Source organism: Vibrio sp. 2134-1, assembly GCF_033339495.1.
In genome coordinates, this window is the sequence record NZ_JAWOUS010000003.1 from 189,121 (window position 1) to 208,338 (window position 19,218).

Genomic DNA, 19,218 nt, shown 5'->3' on the forward strand with positions numbered 1-19,218 from the left:
TAATCAATATGAAATGGAATTGTTATTTCCCGCTTAGTAAGCGATTACCTATAAAGGATCTATTCGAGTTTAACTCTAGTGATTTTACTCTAGCGAAGTAGGGTTACTTTATATAAGAGTCCAGTACTTTTAATACGACTTCCATATCTTTTTCACGTTGAGTTTTGTCTTCCTCAAGTACGACGTGTTCAAGTAAGTGACCTTTAATTACTTCTCGCATCAAACCATTTACTGCTCCCCGAATAGCGGCAATCTGCTGCAACACATCTTGGCATTCATGCTCTTCTTCCAGCATTTTTTTAAGTCCATTCACCTGACCCTGTATTTTACTGACTCGAGTGTTGAGCTTCTTTTGATCTCTGGTTGTATGCGACATGTCTTATCTTCTTTACGTTACGGGCCGAGTTATTCTAACTGATAATGTAGCACTCAATTTATACTGGGGGGTAGTATTTAATACTAGGGGGGAGTATAGTTTGCGATAAATTAGAATCAACAACATAGAACAACAATGGATTTTGTCGCGTTACTACAACAAGGTAATGGGTGGTTCTTTATTCCCAGTGCCATTTTGCTTGGCGCCTTGCACGGTTTAGAACCTGGGCACTCTAAAACGATGATGGCGGCGTTCATTGTCGCGGTGAAAGGAACGGTCAAACAAGCCGTGATGCTGGGTTTAGCTGCCACACTTTCTCACACTGCAATTGTATGGTTAATCGCTGTTGGCGGGATGTATGTTAGCCAGAAATTCACCGCTGAAGCGGCTGAACCATGGATGCAACTTATCTCTGGGGTCATTATCGTGACAACCGGCGTATGGATGTTTTGGCGGACATGGAGCGATGAGCGAGCTTGGAACAAAGCTCAGGATCATGCTCGCGATTGGACGACGCAAGTTGTGGATACAGGACATGGGCATGTTTCGCTTTCGATTACAGAGGAAGGGGAGCATCACCGTTTCCAGTTGCGAACACTCAGCGGTAAACCTTTAACTGCTGAAGGTATCAAGGTTTCGGTAGCGAGTGATGGTTATCAACCTGCTGATATTTATCACTTTATAGAGCGTGATGGATACTTGGAATCGGCGTCTTGCATTGAAGTCTCTAATGGACTTTCTGTCACTTTGATCATCGGGCACCATGATCATACCCATGACTTTGATGTACATTTCCGTCCTGGTTCTCATTTAGAAAGCGAAGATAAGGAATATCAAGATGCTCACGAACGCGATCACGCTTTAGACATTCAAAAACGCTTTGAGAATCGAGACGTGACGAATGGGCAAATTCTGCTGTTTGGATTAACGGGCGGTTTGATTCCATGCCCTGCTGCGGTAACGGTTTTGCTTATCTGTTTGCAGCTTAAGGCAATGACTCTTGGTGCGACTTTAGTTGTGTCATTCAGTATTGGCTTAGCCTTGACTCTGGTTGCTGTTGGCGTTGTGGCAGCAGTGGGCGTGCAAAAAGCGACATCTAAATGGAGCGGTTTGAATGATGTTGCACGTCGAGCTCCTTACTTATCGGGCGTCTTGATCAGTGCAGTTGGTTTGTACATGGGTATGCATGGATACATATCGCTGACGAGTTAAACTCTGTGGTAAAGATTCTTTTCCTTTCTTTTTTATGGGCAATGGCTTAATGCCTTGGTTTGCCTATTTTGCTGCCGATTCTTTATTGAGAATCACTCGATCTGACATCGCTGCCATATCTACAAACCAAGTCATTCTCGCTTCACCAAGCATCTCGGATTACAACCGCTGCGATTGTGGCTCTAATATCTGAATCTGAGATACTAAATGATAAAACGGGAGCACTGACCACAGCGCTCCCGACGGCAAAACGCTAATTAGAACTCTTTTCTTTAATGTTCGATACCAATTTGGTCGCATAGTTAAATTTAACTATGCAAACGTTTCCTTTTGCGTACTCGTCCCTTCGCCAAACCTCGTAGAAATGTGACGTTTTGAAGACTTTTTTTCCTTCTGTCTAAAGTAATCGGGAACCAAGCAGATACATAGTTATAAAGTTATGTCTTGCTCTGCCAAACAGACCCAAAATGCAGTTTGGTTGGTTTTGGAGAAGAAAGGCTTAGCGCTCGATTAATGAGCATCAATTGAATTGTATTGAGACAATTATAATGAAAAGAATCATCTTATTAGCAGTCTGCGCCATGTTTGGTATTGCTGTCGTGGCGAGTATGGCATCAACGTACCTAATTTCGAGTCAGAAAATCGATGACATCATCTTAAACAAATCCCAAGTTCAAGCTGAGTTTCTAGCGGGAAATGCGAGTTATATTTTGGAGAACTCAGCCAATCCAATGCAAGATTTACAATCGCTTGTTGAGGGGCTGAAACAACGTTCAGACGTGAGTTATGCCGTTGTAATTGACCGTAACGTAACGGCAGTAGCCCACAGTGATAAGCACAAGCTGAACAAAACCTATAACGATGAATATACTGTTGAAGGCGCGACGAGAGGTGTTCAACAGTACTCAAAGTGGTATGCCGATGTCCAGAAAGTATGGGTGTTTGACATCATGGCACCAATTTATGTGGATGGTCAGTTATACGGTACTTTTGATATCGGTATTCCTATTACCGAAGTGAGCCAAGCGACGAATGGAATTATTACTTACCAGTTGATCTCTATGGTGGCGATCTTCGTTATGTGTGTTTTGATTCTGTCACTTCTGCTAAATAAACTGATGAGACCGCTTTCTGCGCTTAAAGACGCTCTACAAGACATCTCAAAAGGAGACGGAGACTTAACCGTTCGTTTGCCAGCGAAAGGTAATGACGAAGTCGCGCAAATTTCTTCTGCTTTCAACGTTTTTGTTGGGAAAGTACATGAGATTATTACACAAGTTGTAAATACTGGTGTGGAGCTTAATAGTTCAGCTGTCGCTTTGCGTGGGCAATCTCAACAAGCGCTCACAAGAGGGCAAGAGCAGAACGAGCAAACCATGCTGGTTGTCACATCCATGAACGAAATGATTGCGACGGTCAATGAAATTGCCTCCAATGCTGCCGGAGCGGCAAATGCTGCGAGTGCAGCAAGTAATGAAGCGCAAGATGGCTACACGACGCTAGAAAGAACCAAAACGGCGATGACTAATCTTGAAAACGAGATGAACAGCACTTCCAACATTATCGTGAGTCTTGCTGAAAATACTCAGTCGATTGGTAGTATTCTAGAGGTGATTAGAGGTATTTCGGAGCAAACCAATCTATTGGCTCTCAATGCGGCTATCGAAGCGGCACGCGCTGGTGATGCCGGCCGAGGTTTTGCAGTAGTCGCTGATGAAGTTCGCAACCTAGCGACTAAAACGGCTCATTCTACCGATGAAATTGACAATATGATTCACCAGCTACAAACTGAAGCTCAAAGTGCGGTGAATTCAATGAGTAATAGTAAGACTCTTATTGAAGAAGGAACGGCAGAAACTGAGTTAGCTCGACAGGCTTTAGAAGCAATAGCTGCACAAGTGACGACTATTTCAGATATCAATACTCAAGTAGCAACCGCAACAGAACAGCAATCAACGGTAGCAAACGAAATTAATATGAACATGGATACCGTCAGCCACTCAGTGAAAAGTGCGCTAACAGCGAGTGAGCAACTAGAAGAATCAAGTCAACAACTCGCGGAGCTATCGCGAACACTCGATCGTCACGTAGGAGCGTTTAGAATCTAAACGCCAACTGACCCTCTTTAATAAAAGCCAGTAAATGTTAATTGCTGGCTTTTTTATTTGAGAAATCGAGTCTCAAATCGCTTAGCGGTGTTTGTCCTTTCTAGACGATAAAACAGAATACGATAAATTAGTTGAGTAAAGCTTAGCTAGGCGTTAAGTTTTGCGTTTTGCTTTAAATGTTCAACAAACATAGATATTTTCTTAGCTACATGTTTTCTTGACGAGTAAAAGGCGTAAAGCACTAAATCCTCAGGTTCGTACTCTAGAGTGACGATTTCTAGCTCACCATTTTTGATCTCATTTTGGCATGACTCAATTGGCAATATTGCGTATCCAAGCCCTAATAACGCGCCATATCTGGCGAGATGACCGCTGTTTACTTTGAATGAAGATTGCACAGTTTGAGTAATATGGCCCCCAACAGGGTTTCTGAATACCCATGGTGCACCATTTACTGCGGTAAGCGTCGTGATGCAGGGAACATGACTTAGATCCGTAATTTTGTAAGGGGTGGCGTATTTCTCAATTAGTTGAGGCGCGGCTAAAATGGCACTGAGCCAGCGTTTTATCTCTCTCGCCACCCAGTTACTGTCTGACAAAGTCCCTCTATGAAAACTCAAAATGACATCAAAGCTGTCAATAACATCATCTTTAGGGTTTAGCGTTGTATCGCAAGACAAAGAGATTGACGGGTATTGCGTGCAAAAGGTGACAACCGCTTTGGCCAGTACAGGTGTGTCTGGCATAAGAATTCGCAGTTCCCCTGTTACCGTGTGCGAGTGGCGCGTTACCGTTTCTAGTGCGGCGTTGAGTTGCTCCAATAACGGACGAGTGCTGCTATAGAGCTCTTCTCCAGCCTCGGTAGGCGTCATTCGCCTTGTTGTTCTATTGAACAACCTAATGTTTAACTTTTCTTCAAGCAGGGCAATGTGTCGGCTGATATTTGATGTTGGTATATTCAAACACTCAGCGGCTCGCTTAAAGCTGTTGTTCTCATAAACACAGTGAAAACTTTTTAACCAGATTTGGTCAACGTTATCAAACATTTCATTATCCCACTTTATTGGATTATCAAGCCAGCATATCGCACTTTATCCCTGTACTAAGTTACATACAATTTTATTTACAAGTTTAAGCGAACAAACAACGAGATATCGCGCTAGAACGTAATCAATAGTGGTGAATTTATGAGCTGGTTAGAACGGTTATTTGAGAATAAAAATATAATAGGTTCGCGCAAAGCGTCTATCCCTGAGGGCGTTTGGACAAAGTGTCCTGAGTGTGAACAAATACTTTATCGTGCCGCGTTAAAAGAAAATTTGGAAGTATGCCCTAAATGCTCATATCACATGAGAATGGCTGCGCGTCAAAGGTTGATCTCTTTTCTGGACCATGGAACACAACAAGAGTTGGCAAGTGAGTTGGAGCCACAAGATATTTTGGGTTTTAAAGACTTAAAGCGATATAAAGAGCGAATTGCTTTAGCACAGAAAACGACTGGAGAAAAAGATGCGTTGGTGGTGATGGAGGGCAAGTTATTGGGGCTGCCTGTTGTTGCGTGTGCATTCGAATTCTCTTTCATGGCAGGCTCGATGGGCGCAGTGGTTGGCGAGAAGTTTGTCCGAGCAGTTGAAAGCGCAATTAATACAAAATCTGGGTTAGTATGTTTTTCCGCTTGCGGAGGGGCGCGCATGCAAGAGTCTTTGGTGGCACTCATGCAAATGTCAAAAACCAGCGCCGCGTTAAACCACTTATCTGAGCACAGATTACCCTATATCTCAGTATTGACGGACCAAACTTATGGTGGCGTCTCGGCGAGTTTAGCCATGTTAGGAGACATCAATATTGGTGAACCTAAAGCAAGTATTGGCTTTGCGGGAAGACGTGTCATTGAGCAAACGGTACGTGAAAAGTTACCAGACGAGTTTCAGCGAAGTGAATTTTTACTAGCGCATGGTGCGCTAGATATGATTGTCGATAGACGTGAAATGCGCGATCGCGTTGGCCGCTTATTGGCTAAGTTAACCAACGCGAGGGTGGTCTCAGAATAGGTTGTATTAAAGTTAGACTTAGTACTTGCGTTTATTGAGCCGTAATCATTACAAACCGTTCATTTTGCCCCCATCTTGGTTCCGCATTCATTAGGCTGAGATCCAACGCCGTTTGGTATGGGTCAACAGCAAAATGGTCGCTTACTAACCCCCAGAGCATCCAGTTGATTGCGGTTTCATTCTCGGTAAGCTCTTCGAGTGGCGCTTGGAGGAAAAAGTACTCATCTTCGCCATCGTAACCGAGCCGATCATAGATAATGTTGCGTAGCTCTCGATCCAAATCATGTTGGAGGTTGATTGAGTCGTACAGTTGCTCTTCTGTTGGGCCATTCTCATGGTGATAAACATTGCGTTTTGACTCTTTGCGTAAAGTACCAGCGACAGTTTCAATGCTTACTTTCTTTTGCGAGTGTTGCTCAAGAACTTGAATGATTTCATCCTCTAGTTGATCGAGTTTACTCAGCAAAACTTGATTGTTTATGTCACCAGCGTGGGAGGCCATCGTTTGGAAGGCTTTCACTCTCTCGTAGACTGCTTTCCCGTGAGGAAGGGCCGCAAAACACTGTTCTCGGAGCGCTTCATTGGCTTGCCAAATGCCCGAGTAGAGCTCGTAATCATGTGTATATGGTGGAAGATCTTCAGTATCTTCCCCTAATAATTCTCGCCAGCGCTTTTGCCACTGTTCTTCTTTTGCGTGTTTTACACGCGCGTATTGCTTAACCCAGCGGTTACGAAGTTTTACCCCAAAAATGGCAAGTCCCCATGGAGCGAGCAAATAAAAATAATAGTGAGAAGAGTTATCCCAAAAGTAACCGTAAACGTAAACACCAAAAGCAAGCACCCAAGTTCCAATAGTACAAGCAATAACCCCGGACATTATTGATGATTGGCGCTTTGTTTCTCTTAATGTATTACCTTCAGCACATAACCAAAAAATGCCGCCAAAAACAAAGGCAAACGTTGTCATGAAGTAGGCAATCCCCGCTCCCAAAAATCCCCAAAGTGACATGTATTATCCCTAGCCAAATATCTGCTTTATTCACTCATCAATGACTGGAGGAGTAAATGTGTTTGATTTGGCGGAGAATTTACCATTAATGCCAGCCTTTTGATATGCACTCGATGACTTATTGGGAATGAGTCACAAATAAAAATAGATGGTATCAAGCATCAAAATTTAATTTAGAACCTTTGATTGTCGTGAACTCTATCTGGAAGAGTTAAGGGGGGCGTTTAAGGTCAATTTTCCTCATAAAGTCGTTATTTAGAAAAAGGTAAATTAATGTTTTTATTGATAATTGTGAGTTTTTGGGGAGTGGGATTGCTCCCATTTAATTAGAGTAAAAGACCTATTTTTGGGAGCGGTTTCATAAATTTTATGACACTGATTTCACTGTTTGAGCTGTAAAGAATATAAATCCCCACTCAATGTATGTTAATAATCAATGAGTGTTGTTATGTCTCATATCCGTTTTTTCCCTCGCCATCGTTTGGCGCTTGCTTGTATGCTAGCGAGTGTGTCTGGCTTCTCTTTTGCACAAAATCAGTGTGCTGTTGCTGATTTACAACAATCGCGAGATCTGGCTACTGCCGTTTCTGGTGCTGAGTATGATTGCTACCACGCTTGGTTTTCAGCACCTTCAGAAACGCTGAATGATATCTATAGTGAAGCGAGCCTAAGCCGTATCCAAGTCGCGCTGGATCAAGAAATCGCTCGCTATCGTGGTGAAGCAGATCAAGCCCGTGTTCTAGAGAACCTAGGCGAATTTGTTCGAGCGGCCTACTACGTTCGCTACAACGCTGGTACTGGTACACCTGAGTTTTCGCAAGCGTTGAGTCAGCGTTTTGCTCAGTCGACGAACCTATTCCTAAACAACCCTCATGCTTTGGATCAGGGTCGTGAACAAGTTGGTGCAATGAAGAGCCTGACTTTGATGGTTGATAACGTTAAGCAGTTGCCGCTGACCATGGATAGCATGATGGCCGCGTTGATGCACTTTAATCGTGAAACCGCGCAGGACACGCAATGGGTCGATGGTTTGAACAACTTGTTCCGCTCTATGGCAGGCCATGCGGCGAACGATGCGTTCTACCGATACATGGCAAACAATACACACCATATTGATACGTTGGTGAAATTTGCATCTGATAATGCTTGGGCATTAGATACGGATGCAAGCTTTATCGTTTTCAATGCATTACGTGAAACTGGTCGTTTGCTCGCGAGCCCAGATCAGGAGACCAAACGCAAAGCATTGGCAGTAATGCAACAGGTGATGCAGCGTTATCCACTGGGTAGTGAGCATGACAAACTATGGCTTGCTGCCGTTGAAATGATGAGCTACTACGCACCAGAAGGCCTAAATGGTCTGAATATTGAGCAAGCCAAGCAAGATTTAGCTGCACGTGTAATGCCAAATCGTTTTGAATGTCAGGGACCTGCCATTATTCGCTCTGAAGATCTGACCGATGCTCAAGCAGCGAAAGCGTGTGAAGTGCTAGCGGCAAAAGAAGCCGACTTCCATCGAGTTGCGAATACGGGTAATCAACCTGTCGCTGATGATTTGAATGATCGTGTTGAAGTGGCGGTATTCGCGAGTAACGCTAGTTACGTTGATTACTCTTCATTTCTATTTGGTAATACCACGGACAACGGTGGTCAGTACCTAGAAGGTGACCCTTCAAAAGCGAACAATACTGCGCGTTTCGTCGCTTATCGCTACGCGAATGGTGAAGATCTCTCTATCTTGAACCTAGAACATGAATACACGCACTATTTAGATGCACGATTTAACCAATACGGTTCGTTCAGCGATAACTTGGCTCATGGTCATATTGTTTGGTGGCTAGAAGGTTTTGCTGAATACATGCATTACAAGCAAGGTTACCAAGCTGCGATTGAGCTGATTGCAGATGGTAAACTGAGCCTTTCCACTGTGTTTGATACCACGTACTCTCACGATACCAATCGTATCTATCGTTGGGGTTATCTAGCTGTTCGATTCATGTTAGAAAATCATCCACAAGACGTCGAAAGCTTGTTGGCATTGTCGCGCTCTGGCCAGTTCGAACAATGGGCACAGCAGGTGACGTCTTTAGGTCAACAATACGATGCTGAGTTTGAACGTTGGTTGGACACATTAAAAGTGGAACCTGAGCAACCTGATACAGACCCAGAAGAGCCAACAGAACCAACAAGCCCTGAAGCACAAGTGACTGAATTGACGGCGAACCAAAGCCTTCAGCTCAGTGGCGAAGCATACAGCGAAAAACTGTTCTACGTTGATGTTCCAGCCAACACCGTTAACTTCAATGTATCTATTGAGGGTGCGGGTGATGCGGATCTTTACATGAGCTACAACAAAGTCGCGCATTACTATGATTTCGAAATGAGTCAATATGCTGATGGCAGCAATGAAGAGATTGTGTTTGAACCAGAGCAAGATGGTTACGTTAAAGCGGGTCGTTACTACATCAGCTTAACTGGACGTGATAGCTATGACTCAGTGAATCTTGTGGCTGCGTTAGAAGTGGAAGCGCAAACACCGCCAACCCAAGTGCAAGATGATTTAGCACCTGTGGTATTAGAGTCTGGTGAAGCCAAAATGCTTACCGTTCACAAGCAGCGTTATGCAGCAGTTTATGTGCCTGAAGGTGTTGAAGAGGTTCGTGTATGGCTAACGGCTCACTCTCAAACTGGTAATGTCGATCTATACGCGAGTAGGGAGCATTGGCCTACAGTAGAGCAGCACGAGTATGCGTCCAACTATGCAGGCAGCAATGAATACCTTGCGATTCCTGTTACTGAAGCAGGGTACGTGCACTTCGCTCTTCAGGCTCCAGAGCAAGGCGATGACGTTGAAATGCTAGTGCACTTCAACTAAACAGGTTCGATTAACTAAAGTCGAGATAAAACGTCGCTGATACAGCGACGTTTTTGTTTATATCGGACACGATTATAAACAAACAGCGGCGAATGCTAGTTAATCGGCTGATCTATCGAGTTATCAGTTGCCCTTTTTCTAAACGGCTTTAGGTTTGTATTGCAATTTACCGCGCACATAAACTTTTTTAGCGACGCGTTCTGTGACCTAGCTTCTGATTTGTGCTTCCCAAATGGATACAATATATATGCACCCCGTGCAATAAAGTGAAAAGGGAAAGACATGAAAACGCTTATTTATGAAACGTTGATTAGCCTTGCTAACCAAGAACCAGAACAACATGCAAGAATCCGACAAAATCTCTATGAACAGTTGGATCTGCCGTTCGATAAGCAGCTGGCTTTGTATTCTTGTGCCCTTGGTCCTGCAAGTTCAGGCAAGTTGGAGAGCAGTCAAGGCATTAACAACGCGGTAGATTGCGCGGTTAAACTGCTTGAAACTCCTGAGCGCTAATTCACTCGTTGTTTTAATCACGGCCCGAACCCCAAGGGCCGTTTTTAATTGCGGTTAAATTGATTTCAACGTCGTTATTACTCTGCTCTTTCCGCTAGCACTTCTTTGAATGCAAACATGCCGTTTAATGCCGCGGGAAAACCTGCGTAGACGGACATCTGCAAAATGATCTCTTTAATCTCATCCTCGCTACAGCCTACATTCAGCGCTGCATTTAAGTGCACTTTTAGTTGCGGCGCGCAATTCCCCATTGCCGTTAGCGCGGCGACGGTTGCGATTTCTCTCGATTTTAGGTCTAAGCCCGGGCGAGCATAAATATCGCCAAACGGATACTCAATGGTGTACTGAGCTAAATCTGGACAAATATCTTGTAAGGTTTCGATGACATTATGACCAGCGTCGCCATCAATTTGAGAGAGTAGTTCTAATCCTTTGTTAAAGCGTGATTGTTCCATCGGTATGTTCCTAGTGAATAAACGTAAACACACCTTAATCGTTAGAGTTAACTCTAAGTCAACGAACTTTTCCGCTTTTATACAAGGCAATTTTTTCTTCTAGAGCCGATAAGTGCTTTTTCTGTTGCTCAATGTGGCGTTTGAGGTTTTCTTGGTGTTGTTCTAACAGGGCTTGACGTTGTGGTACAGATTGAGAGCCGACTTCCCTTAATTTGGCATACTCTAGAATCTCTTCAAGTGGCATTGCAGTTTCTTTTAAACGCTTAACAAAGCTTATCCAGTTTAGATCTTTCGAACTATACATTCGATGTCCACTCGCGTTTCTATGGACATGTTTAAGTAAACCGATTTTTTCATAGTATCGAAGTGTATGAGCAGATAGCCCGACGAGGTCAGAAAATTCTTTGATATTCATTATTATCCTCCAAGGTAGAGCATACCCCATAGAGATAAGCTAAGTTTCGCATTTTGAAGTCATTTCGGGACAGATACAAACAGAAATCTTTAGTCTTTTAACGCTAGGTATGGTGATTTACTGGATTTTTGAAACGCGCCAAACGTGATCCATCTGCCAGTTTCGTTTTATTAACAATTGATTACTCAACGGGTTGGCTTGGCTATTTTTATCCTTTGGGCCTATTTTAGGGCGTACATAGGTCTTATGTTCTATCTTTTTAAATTTGAGTTTTTGTTAATCAAAACAATACCTTAGTTTTGTGTTGGTCTGTTCGGGTTGTATGTCGTGTGCCCGTTATTCACTCAGAACGATTTATCGCTGTGCAATGGATGAGTCGCTACGCCTTCGATTTCAGCCTTGAGTTAGTGCTAAAAGGGTGAGTGCCTCTGATGAATAGCTTTTATAATTTCGATTATTGAATTCACTCACAAAAAAATGCAAACAAGTAATCGTGAGTGGAAACGAGCAGGAGAACAACATGAGTGGCTCACAGGAAACACAATCATTCGGTGCAAACGTTATCTTACATGCGTTTGATTGGAAGTATGCTGACATTGCCCAACGAGCAAAAGAAATCCGCGAGCTTGGTTATGGCTCTGTGTTGGTTTCGCCACCAATGAAAAGCGCACACGATGAGCGCTGGTGGCAGCGTTATCAACCACAAGATTATCGTGTTATCGATAATGCTTTGGGTGATACCAAAGATTTTATTCATATGGTTCGTGAACTGGAGCAAGTTGGTGTGTGGGTTTATGCCGACGTAGTGTTTAACCATATGGCAAATGAGGCCCACCTTCGCAGAGACCTTCAGTACCCAAGACAAGAGGTCTTGGAGGAATACCAGAACAACAAACAGAAATATCAGTCGCTAGCGTTGTTTGGCGATCTATCTCAACCACTTTTTGATGAAGAGGACTTTGTTGAAGCATTCGGCATCAAAGACTGGAAAGATAAGTGGCAGGTTCAAAACGGACGTATCACAGGTGGACCAACCGATCCTGGCTTGCCAACTCTTCGTGTTTGTGACCATGTCGTTGAGCAGCAGCGAGCGTACCTAAAGGCGCTGAAAGCTATTGGTGTGAAAGGTTTTCGTATTGACGCTGCGAAACACATGACGTTAGAGCATCTTAAGCGTGTTTGGACAGACGACATCACGCGGGATGTGCATATATTTGGTGAAATTATTACCGATGGCGGTGCGACGGAAGAAGAGTATCAGCTGTTTCTTGAGCCGTATCTACAGGAAACTCGCCTAGGTGCGTACGATTTCCCTTTGTTCTCAACCATGTTTAAGGCGTTTGCTAAAAAGGGCAGCTTCAAGTCTCTGATTGATCCCTATTGTTTTGGTCAGGCTTTGTCCCCCGGTCGTGCGATTACATTTGCTATCACACATGATATTCCTAACAATGATGTCTTTCTTGATCTCATCATGGACGAGGAAAACGAATGGTTAGCTTATGCCTATATTCTAGGCCGAGATGGCGGTGTGCCGTTGATTTATACCGACTTAAACACCAGCGGTATTAAAGGTAAAAATGGTCAGCCAAGGTGGCAAGGTGCATGGAGCGACCCGAGAATGGCAAAAATGATCCAGTTCCATAATATGACGCATGGCGAGCCGATGAGTGTTCTTGAAGGTAACGATGACATGCTCGTACTTAAGCGAGGTGACAAAGGTATTGTGGTGCTTAATAAATCACAGCGTCAACAGTCTTTGACATTAAAAACGGATGGCAATTGGGTTGATTTGATGACAGAACAAATCATTCCAACTGACGGTAAGTTAATCGTACCATCTAAGTCGTCGATGTTACTTGTCGCGAACTAGAAGATGTACACACCGAGCTTAGCAACTTCGGTGTGTATGTTTTTCATCGTCATTCACGTTCTGCTGAAGTTCAATAGAAACTCAAACTCTCTCGTTTTTGCTAGAAATTTATGAGCACTCGTTAACGCAACATTCTGCTTTTAAAAAACCAATTACGTCATCTAAGCACTGATACTCTGCAACACAAAAAAGGGTTCTACCCTCGCGGCGCTGGGTGAGAAGACCAGCTGAAGCAAGGCTCGAGATATGATGAGAGAGAGTGGATGCTGGAATGCCAAGCTTTTCTTGTACGCCGCCTACCGCGATACCTTTGTATCCCGCTTTGACGACTTCTTTGTAAATACTTAAACGAGTCGGATGCCCTAACTCTTTTAGTGCTTTAGCAACGGCTTCAAGCTCCATACTGACCTCTAAAGAATGACCACAGTAATTTTGTTTCGATAATAGGGAAAGTCTCGGTAAATGCCAACTATTACGATCTCAGAACAATTTAAATCAGATGAGATTCATACTGGCTCATGCCTTCATGACAACAATTGTCTGTTCTAATGAGACAGATCAATCTTCATTATTATTTCACGCCACGTTCAAAATCCCTCGTCTACACTCAATGTTGAGTTGTCAGTTGGCAGACCAAGGAGGCGGCCATGATTGCGGTTCATAGAGATTATTGTTTGTCTAACAGTTCGGAGTTACATGCCCACGTTAAAGTCAATCCTGTCGGTAAATTAGAAGTTGAGATTGTTGAACTTCAAGAGCGCCACACCACAGAGTTTGATGATTTGTCTTTTGAGAGTCGTGGGTGTGAAACTCGAATCTGTGGTAAAGAAGACACAACTCCGTGGCAGTTCAATCTTGCAGTTACTGATGCGTTAGAGCTTTCTCATTTAGTGGAAGAAGCAAACGAAGAGTATGAGATTTTAATGAATGATCTTATGTAATATCGAGAAGATCATTTTATCCTGCACGGCGTGTGGCTCTGTACTGAAAAAATAAAAACCTCCCAAGTGGGAGGTTTTTAATATGGAGTGCGTTATCGTTGGATAGGCTCTTCTCTTGGTGGTGTTAGCTCTTGGACGTTATCTTCATTAAAGTCATCGGCGTAACCTTTAGGTGGCGGTGTCCAACCACGTTCTGACCGCGATAGTTTGTCATGACGATCTTTTTGCATCTCTTCCGCCATTTTCTCCTCTAACTGAATAAACAGTTGTCGGAAATTGTTGTCATAGCGTTCACCTTCAGAATCATCCTCCCAAGCTTTGTAAAGTATTTCTGACTTACGTGCTTCAACACGCTTATATGTCGCCTTCTGTTGTTCAACAAAGAAGGGGTGAATGCCAAGGGCTTTCATTGTGTGACCGCCCATCTCCAATGCAGAATGGTAGGTCTCTGATTCAATAATATCAGCCCCCGCTTGACGCAAAAGATAGCCATGTCCACGGTCAAAGGCACGTGCAATCACTGTTACTTTTGGGTACGTGTGCTTAACGTACTTCACCAGTTCTACACTCGATTCTTGGTTATCAATCGCCACAACCAAAGCAGCGGCGTGCTCAATGCCGGCTGTATGTAGCATATCTGGTCGAGTCGCGTCGCCAAAATAGGCGCGAGTGCCAATTTGGCGCATGTTATCGACTTGGTCAGATTGATGGTCAAGTACCACGGTAGTCACGCCGTTTGATACCAATAGGCGATTCACTATTTGTCCAAAGCGGCCGATGCCGGCGATGATCACCGTGCCTGTTTCCTCAATCGTATCGCTTTCGCGTTCATTTGACTGGCTTTCAAAGCGCGGCAGAATCACTCTATCAAACAGAATAAACAAACCTGGTGTCAGGAACATCGAAATCGCAACCACTAACGCAAGAGTTTGTGAAAGTTCAAATGGGATGACGTGGTTTTGCACTGAAAAGCTTAGAAGCACAAAGCCGAATTCACCTGCTTGAGCCAAGCTTAGGGTAAACAGCCAGCGGTTGCTGCCTTTCACCCTAAATATCAGTGCAAGAATAAACAGCACCAAGGCTTTCAATACCATCACGCCAATGGTCAGCGCCATGATCAGCCAGAAATCACCAAATAGAACCGAGAAGTTGATCCCTGCGCCAACGGTAATAAAGAACAGACCTAACAATAAGCCTTTAAATGGTTCGATGTTGGACTCTAACTCGTGGCGGAATTCACTGTTTGCCAATACAACGCCAGCCAAGAAGGTTCCTAAGGCAGGAGATAAGCCCACTAAGCTCATCAGCGCAGCGATACCAATGACCAGCATGAGTGCAGTTGCGGTAAAGATTTCTCGCAAACCAGAGCTAGCCACATAATTGAGCAGAGGTCGACTTAAAAAGTGTCCACCAACGACGACGATTGCAATCGATGCTGTGATTACGATGCCGTATGCCCAGCCAGGCAACCCCGCAACGAGGCTTAATTCTTCATGGTGCGCTGCGGATGTTTGAGCCGCGGACTGTGCCTGTTCAATTAATTCAGGTAAGGCCAATAGAGGAATGAACGCCAACATTGGTATCACTGCAATATCTTGAAAAAGCAACACGGAGAAAGCGTTTTGTCCACCTTCCGTCTTCGTTAATCCTTTTTCGCTAAAAGTTTGCAAAACAATCGCAGTAGAAGAGAGGGCGAAGATCAAACCTATGGCTAAGGCTATGGTCCAAGGCTGGTCAAAGTACAAGGCAATACCCATAATCGCCGCGACGGTACCACCGACTTGCAGACCTCCTAAACCCATTAAGCGATTGCGCATCGCCCACAACATTTTGGGTTCGAGCTCTAAACCAACGAGAAACAGCATCATCACCACGCCAAACTCGGCAAAGTGCTGTATTGTTGTTGTTTCTTCACCGACTAAACCGATAATTGGGCCAATGACCACACCTGCGATGAGATAGCCTAAAACGGACCCAAGTCCCAAACGCTTAGCAAGTGGGACTGCAATTACAGCAGCAATCAAATATATGAAGGCTTGTAAGAATATTCCTGTCATGAAGCCTCCTTAATGAGCTCTGGCAATGCGCTGTTAAGCTTGATTAATGACGCCGCAGCTTCAACATCCAACCTATCTTCGACTAAAGCTGTTAGCAGGCTCTTGTACCGCTCAACATGACGAGGGATTCGCCCTTCTTCATCGGCTGTACGTGCGCCAAACATCGCGAGAGGGGCAATGTAGTTCATGCCGGTCAGTGCGGACATTTGTTCAATAGGCGCAAGCAGTTGACGAATCGTAAAGTGGTTGCAGCCCTCTGCCTTATAAGCTTCTTCTTTACCCCCTGCAGACAGCACACAAAGCATGGTCTTGCCTTGCAGTGCTGTGCCATCTGTACCGTAAGCAAAGCCATATTCCAAAACCAGATCTTGCCACTCTTTTAAAATCGCAGGCGTTGAATACCAATATAGTGGGAATTGGAAAATCACCACGTCATGTTCACGTAAGCGTTGCTGCTCACGGTCGATATTAATATCGAAACGAGGGTATTCGCCATAGAGATCAACACATGTCACGCCTTCAATTTTTTGAGCTTCTTTGAAAAGTGGAGTATTCACTTCTGAACGATGCTGGGAAGGATGAGCAAAGAGAATGAGTACTTTTTTATTTGCCATAGGGATCCTTGCTATCTAAATAACCATGCCCAGTAGGAGCGCGGGTTGGTTAGAAAATGTAACTCATAAATGATCGCCAAGCTAGTTTGGAAAACTGTTTAAGCTGTTTCAATATCAATAAAAAACCACCAAATAAATTGGTGGTTTTGGGAAGCGTTACGTTTTACTAATCATGAATAGGGACGACTAGAATATCCACCGGTGACTTGTTAATTAAGTGTCTCGAGTAAGAAATAATCTTGCTCCAGAAATCTTGGTGGTGGCCACAAATCAGAAGATCCACTTCTTGCTCTTTAATGGTGACCTCTAATTTATCAGCCAAGTCGCCAGTACCTACGAAGAAATGTTTAAGTGGGTAATCCATGTAATCACTAAATGTTTTTAAACATTCCATTGAATGCTCATTCAACGGCCTTTGATCCGGGTTTTCTTTAATGTCTACAAGCTCACGATAGATTTCTCCGTGCGTACCATCAATATGAATAAAGGAGATATCGGAGTCGAGATAGTTTGCCATTGATACCGCTCTGTCGATAAGCACGGTGCTTTCATCTGACAGTTCGAGTGCAACAAGGATATGTTTGTATTTCATAACCACGCCCTTATGTGGATTATCTTTACCCTAAGCATAGTATGGCTTGGATAAAAATTGTGTTGCTAAGATCTCGAAATTGTTCAAAGACTTGTTAAAAAGTTAATGTGATATAACAACTTACTGTGAAACTTTCTTTTTGTTCACATTTGGTTAGAAAGCTTGCTTTTTGAACAAAAAAGCGGCTACACTTTGGGCATCATTTCTCTAGGAGATTACGCCAACATGAAGAACTAAACCTGTCATCCATGTTTTTACTTATTTTTTGGATCTGCAGGGTTAGTAGGCGTAGCTCACTTTCCGATATTTCTTTGCAACAAGATGACCTTTTGATTTGACGTTTATCGTCGAGCTTTACATAGAGCTTAATGCGTTTGTGCACGCGTTTTGTTGCAATCTCAAATCATAGCTACGGCTGTTGTCCCTGTCATACAGGAGGCAAATTATGCCAGTTTTACAAGCTTTTAATGTTAGCCATCAGTTTGATAATGGTGAGACGCTATTTCAGCCTATTTCTTGTTCCATGACTAAACGACGTGTTGGTTTGGTTGGGCGCAATGGCATCGGTAAGTCGCTTTTGGCTTCGATTTTGGCGGGCGAAACTCAGCCTGCCAGCGGTGTTGTGACTTCTCCCTCTTCTTTCATGATGTATCGCCAGCAGCCGTCTGATTTGCTTTCAGGTCAGCAATCGATCGCCCAGTTTCTGGGAACAGACTCGGTCTTGCATGCTTTAAAGCAGATTGAACAAGGTGATGTTTCTGAGCATTGGTTCGAACTGGTTGGCGAACAGTGGGATATTGAACTGAAACTCAAACAGCAGCTTGCTGCGATGGGCTTACCGCAAGACCCTGATTTCTCATGTGCTCGGCTCAGTGGTGGTCAGTTGGCGCGTTTGCAGTTATGGCAGTTGTTTGAAAACGAAACGGAGCTTTTGATTCTCGATGAGCCATCCAATCACCTCGATACCGAGGCGAAACAATGGCTGATAGAGTCTATGACGCATTTCGGCGGCGCGATTTTACTCATCAGTCACGATCGTGAGCTGCTGCGAGCAATGGAGGAAATTTGGGAACTCTCGGGCCTAGGCTTACAGGTTTCTGGTGGAAATTACGATGTGTATGCCGAGCAAAAACGCACTGAGCTACAAGCGGTCGAAAGGCAGTTAGCGCAGGTCGATAAACAGAAAAAACGGTTAGCTGAGCAAGCCCAGAAAAATCGCGAAAAAGCAGACCAACGCGCCGCGCAAGGGAACAAACTGCGCAAAGACGGCAGTCAGCCCAAAATTTTGCTTGATGGCAAAAAGGATAGCGCGACCGCCAGCGCCTCAAATCGCAATAAGAATGAGCAACTCAGACAAGTGCATTTACAAGCCAAAGAGCGGGCGTTGCAATCGCGACATGAGCAGCTCAAAGCGCAAAAGCTTTATCTTGCAGATAATCCGAACCGTTCGCGAAAAGTATTGTCGATACAAGAAGGTATATTGCCTTTTGGGGATTCTACTCCTTTCACTTTGCAGATTTTTGCGAACGATAAAGTCCATCTCAAAGGGAAAAATGGCTGCGGAAAATCAACCTTGTTAAAGACGTTGCTTGGCGAGTTATCATTGCAGAGTGGTGAGTTGCAAGTGAATACGCCTTTGTATTATCTCGACCAACATTTTGGTGCAGTGAATCCAAATCTTTCGTTACTTGAGAACGTAATGGAGAGCTGCCAAGAGATGACGGAAAGTGAAGCGAGGACCTTATTGGCCGGGATCGGTTTTCGTCGAGATGCAGTGTTTCGATTGGGGCGCCTACTGAGCGGTGGCGAGAAGATGAAGCTCGCGATGCTGATAGTCAGCCACCAAAATTCTCAGCCTTTGCTGCTGCTTGATGAACCAGATAACCATCTCGACCTCGAGTCAAAAATAATGCTTAGTCAGGCGTTAAATGTATACAAAGGTGGATTTGTTCTGATTAGTCACGACCAAGATTTCGCTTCTGAGTCTGGGGTTTTGCGCCAAATCGAGCTGACTTAGACGAAAGAGAGTAAACGCCATCGTGGCTCTTCAGTATTGTTCCCAAGTTCTACACTTCCACTTACTAGTTTGTAGAACTGGAAGGAAATGAGGGAGTTAGGATGGCTTTCACA

At 44.0% G+C, this 19,218-nt stretch carries 17 protein-coding genes; 8 read left to right on the forward strand and 9 right to left on the reverse strand.

The features are described from left to right. Window positions 1-103 precede the first annotated feature (103 nt). Window positions 104-376, reverse strand: coding sequence for a Ni(II)/Co(II)-binding transcriptional repressor RcnR (gene rcnR / locus R7R78_RS05540; RefSeq protein ID WP_005375370.1), 273 nt, complete (start codon window positions 374-376; stop codon window positions 104-106). A gap of 135 nt (window positions 377-511) precedes the next feature. Here rcnR and R7R78_RS05545 point away from each other — a divergent pair, with 135 nt between their 5' ends. Beyond that, window positions 512-1,588, forward strand: coding sequence for a nickel/cobalt efflux protein RcnA (locus R7R78_RS05545; RefSeq protein ID WP_225473242.1), 1,077 nt, complete (start codon window positions 512-514; stop codon window positions 1,586-1,588). A 548-nt stretch (window positions 1,589-2,136) separates the two neighbouring features. Then, window positions 2,137-3,696: a methyl-accepting chemotaxis protein gene (locus R7R78_RS05550; protein ID WP_017635256.1), complete on the forward strand. Its 1,560-nt coding sequence runs from the start codon at window positions 2,137-2,139 to the stop codon at window positions 3,694-3,696. Between the two features lie 146 nt (window positions 3,697-3,842). On the opposite strand, the gene R7R78_RS05555 is transcribed toward R7R78_RS05550, so the two are convergent. After that, a complete protein-coding gene (locus R7R78_RS05555; protein ID WP_225473243.1) occupies window positions 3,843-4,742 on the reverse strand; it encodes a LysR family transcriptional regulator in 900 nt (299 codons plus the stop codon). Between the two features lie 141 nt (window positions 4,743-4,883). Between R7R78_RS05555 and accD the strand changes: the two genes are divergently transcribed. Next, the gene (accD, locus tag R7R78_RS05560) at window positions 4,884-5,747 is read left to right on the forward strand and encodes an acetyl-CoA carboxylase, carboxyltransferase subunit beta (protein WP_017821534.1); all 864 of its coding nucleotides are present in this window, start codon (window positions 4,884-4,886) and stop codon (window positions 5,745-5,747) included. 31 nt (window positions 5,748-5,778) lie between these two features. Here accD and R7R78_RS05565 read toward each other — a convergent pair whose 3' ends face one another. Further along, window positions 5,779-6,756 carry a hypothetical protein gene (locus R7R78_RS05565; protein WP_225473244.1) on the reverse strand — a complete coding sequence of 326 codons (978 nt, stop codon included), beginning with the start codon at window positions 6,754-6,756 and terminating at the stop codon, window positions 5,779-5,781. 448 nt (window positions 6,757-7,204) lie between these two features. On the opposite strand from R7R78_RS05565, the gene R7R78_RS05570 reads away from it, so the two are divergent. Both R7R78_RS05570 and R7R78_RS05575 read left to right on the forward strand, forming a co-directional pair. Then, entirely contained in the window at window positions 7,205-9,631 is a 2,427-nt protein-coding gene (locus tag R7R78_RS05570) for a M9 family metallopeptidase (protein WP_225473245.1), read from the forward strand. A gap of 282 nt (window positions 9,632-9,913) precedes the next feature. Next, window positions 9,914-10,144, forward strand: a complete 231-nt coding sequence (locus R7R78_RS05575; protein WP_005375384.1) for a PAS factor family protein — start codon at window positions 9,914-9,916, stop codon at window positions 10,142-10,144. 77 nt (window positions 10,145-10,221) lie between these two features. On the opposite strand, the gene R7R78_RS05580 is transcribed toward R7R78_RS05575, so the two are convergent. Together R7R78_RS05580 and R7R78_RS05585 are read right to left on the reverse strand one after the other, a co-directional pair. Further along, the gene (locus tag R7R78_RS05580; protein WP_005375385.1) at window positions 10,222-10,599 is read right to left on the reverse strand and encodes a carboxymuconolactone decarboxylase family protein; all 378 of its coding nucleotides are present in this window, start codon (window positions 10,597-10,599) and stop codon (window positions 10,222-10,224) included. Window positions 10,600-10,657: 58 nt separating this feature from the next. Next, a complete protein-coding gene (locus R7R78_RS05585; RefSeq protein ID WP_005375386.1) occupies window positions 10,658-11,014 on the reverse strand; it encodes a MerR family transcriptional regulator in 357 nt (118 codons plus the stop codon). A 520-nt stretch (window positions 11,015-11,534) separates the two neighbouring features. Between R7R78_RS05585 and R7R78_RS05590 the strand changes: the two genes are divergently transcribed. Next, window positions 11,535-12,884, forward strand: coding sequence for an alpha-amylase family protein (locus R7R78_RS05590; RefSeq protein WP_005385092.1), 1,350 nt, complete (start codon window positions 11,535-11,537; stop codon window positions 12,882-12,884). A gap of 108 nt (window positions 12,885-12,992) precedes the next feature. On the opposite strand, the gene R7R78_RS05595 is transcribed toward R7R78_RS05590, so the two are convergent. After that, window positions 12,993-13,286: an ArsR/SmtB family transcription factor gene (locus R7R78_RS05595; protein WP_005375388.1), complete on the reverse strand. Its 294-nt coding sequence runs from the start codon at window positions 13,284-13,286 to the stop codon at window positions 12,993-12,995. Window positions 13,287-13,531: 245 nt separating this feature from the next. On the opposite strand from R7R78_RS05595, the gene R7R78_RS05600 reads away from it, so the two are divergent. Beyond that, on the forward strand, window positions 13,532-13,825 hold the full coding sequence (locus tag R7R78_RS05600) for a hypothetical protein (protein WP_005375389.1): 294 nt from the start codon (window positions 13,532-13,534) through the stop codon (window positions 13,823-13,825). 92 nt (window positions 13,826-13,917) lie between these two features. On the opposite strand, the gene R7R78_RS05605 is transcribed toward R7R78_RS05600, so the two are convergent. The 3 genes from R7R78_RS05605 to R7R78_RS05615 form a co-directional block, all read right to left on the reverse strand. Next, entirely contained in the window at window positions 13,918-15,882 is a 1,965-nt protein-coding gene (locus R7R78_RS05605) for a monovalent cation:proton antiporter-2 (CPA2) family protein (protein ID WP_225473246.1), read from the reverse strand. Further along, complete coding sequence (locus tag R7R78_RS05610) at window positions 15,879-16,496, reverse strand: NAD(P)H-dependent oxidoreductase (protein ID WP_225473247.1); 618 nt, start codon at window positions 16,494-16,496, stop codon at window positions 15,879-15,881. The genes R7R78_RS05605 and R7R78_RS05610 overlap by 4 nt, the downstream gene beginning before the upstream one ends. Before the next feature lie 166 nt (window positions 16,497-16,662). Beyond that, window positions 16,663-17,088, reverse strand: a complete 426-nt coding sequence (locus tag R7R78_RS05615; protein WP_005375398.1) for a universal stress protein — start codon at window positions 17,086-17,088, stop codon at window positions 16,663-16,665. 445 nt (window positions 17,089-17,533) lie between these two features. On the opposite strand from R7R78_RS05615, the gene R7R78_RS05620 reads away from it, so the two are divergent. Then, window positions 17,534-19,105: an ATP-binding cassette domain-containing protein gene (locus R7R78_RS05620; protein WP_225473248.1), complete on the forward strand. Its 1,572-nt coding sequence runs from the start codon at window positions 17,534-17,536 to the stop codon at window positions 19,103-19,105. The last annotated feature ends 113 nt before the right edge of the window (window positions 19,106-19,218 follow it).

Coding starts and splice junctions, on each gene's coding strand:
- rcnR (WP_005375370.1), bottom strand. CDS start 376: ATGTCGCATACAACCAGAGATCAAAAGAAGCTCAACACTCGAGTCAGT.
- R7R78_RS05545 (WP_225473242.1), top strand. CDS start 512: ATGGATTTTGTCGCGTTACTACAACAAGGTAATGGGTGGTTCTTTATT.
- R7R78_RS05550 (WP_017635256.1), top strand. CDS start 2,137: ATGAAAAGAATCATCTTATTAGCAGTCTGCGCCATGTTTGGTATTGCT.
- R7R78_RS05555 (WP_225473243.1), bottom strand. CDS start 4,742: ATGTTTGATAACGTTGACCAAATCTGGTTAAAAAGTTTTCACTGTGTT.
- accD (WP_017821534.1), top strand. CDS start 4,884: ATGAGCTGGTTAGAACGGTTATTTGAGAATAAAAATATAATAGGTTCG.
- R7R78_RS05565 (WP_225473244.1), bottom strand. CDS start 6,756: ATGTCACTTTGGGGATTTTTGGGAGCGGGGATTGCCTACTTCATGACA.
- R7R78_RS05570 (WP_225473245.1), top strand. CDS start 7,205: ATGTCTCATATCCGTTTTTTCCCTCGCCATCGTTTGGCGCTTGCTTGT.
- R7R78_RS05575 (WP_005375384.1), top strand. CDS start 9,914: ATGAAAACGCTTATTTATGAAACGTTGATTAGCCTTGCTAACCAAGAA.
- R7R78_RS05580 (WP_005375385.1), bottom strand. CDS start 10,599: ATGGAACAATCACGCTTTAACAAAGGATTAGAACTACTCTCTCAAATT.
- R7R78_RS05585 (WP_005375386.1), bottom strand. CDS start 11,014: ATGAATATCAAAGAATTTTCTGACCTCGTCGGGCTATCTGCTCATACA.
- R7R78_RS05590 (WP_005385092.1), top strand. CDS start 11,535: ATGAGTGGCTCACAGGAAACACAATCATTCGGTGCAAACGTTATCTTA.
- R7R78_RS05595 (WP_005375388.1), bottom strand. CDS start 13,286: ATGGAGCTTGAAGCCGTTGCTAAAGCACTAAAAGAGTTAGGGCATCCG.
- R7R78_RS05600 (WP_005375389.1), top strand. CDS start 13,532: ATGATTGCGGTTCATAGAGATTATTGTTTGTCTAACAGTTCGGAGTTA.
- R7R78_RS05605 (WP_225473246.1), bottom strand. CDS start 15,882: ATGACAGGAATATTCTTACAAGCCTTCATATATTTGATTGCTGCTGTA.
- R7R78_RS05610 (WP_225473247.1), bottom strand. CDS start 16,496: ATGGCAAATAAAAAAGTACTCATTCTCTTTGCTCATCCTTCCCAGCAT.
- R7R78_RS05615 (WP_005375398.1), bottom strand. CDS start 17,088: ATGAAATACAAACATATCCTTGTTGCACTCGAACTGTCAGATGAAAGC.
- R7R78_RS05620 (WP_225473248.1), top strand. CDS start 17,534: ATGCCAGTTTTACAAGCTTTTAATGTTAGCCATCAGTTTGATAATGGT.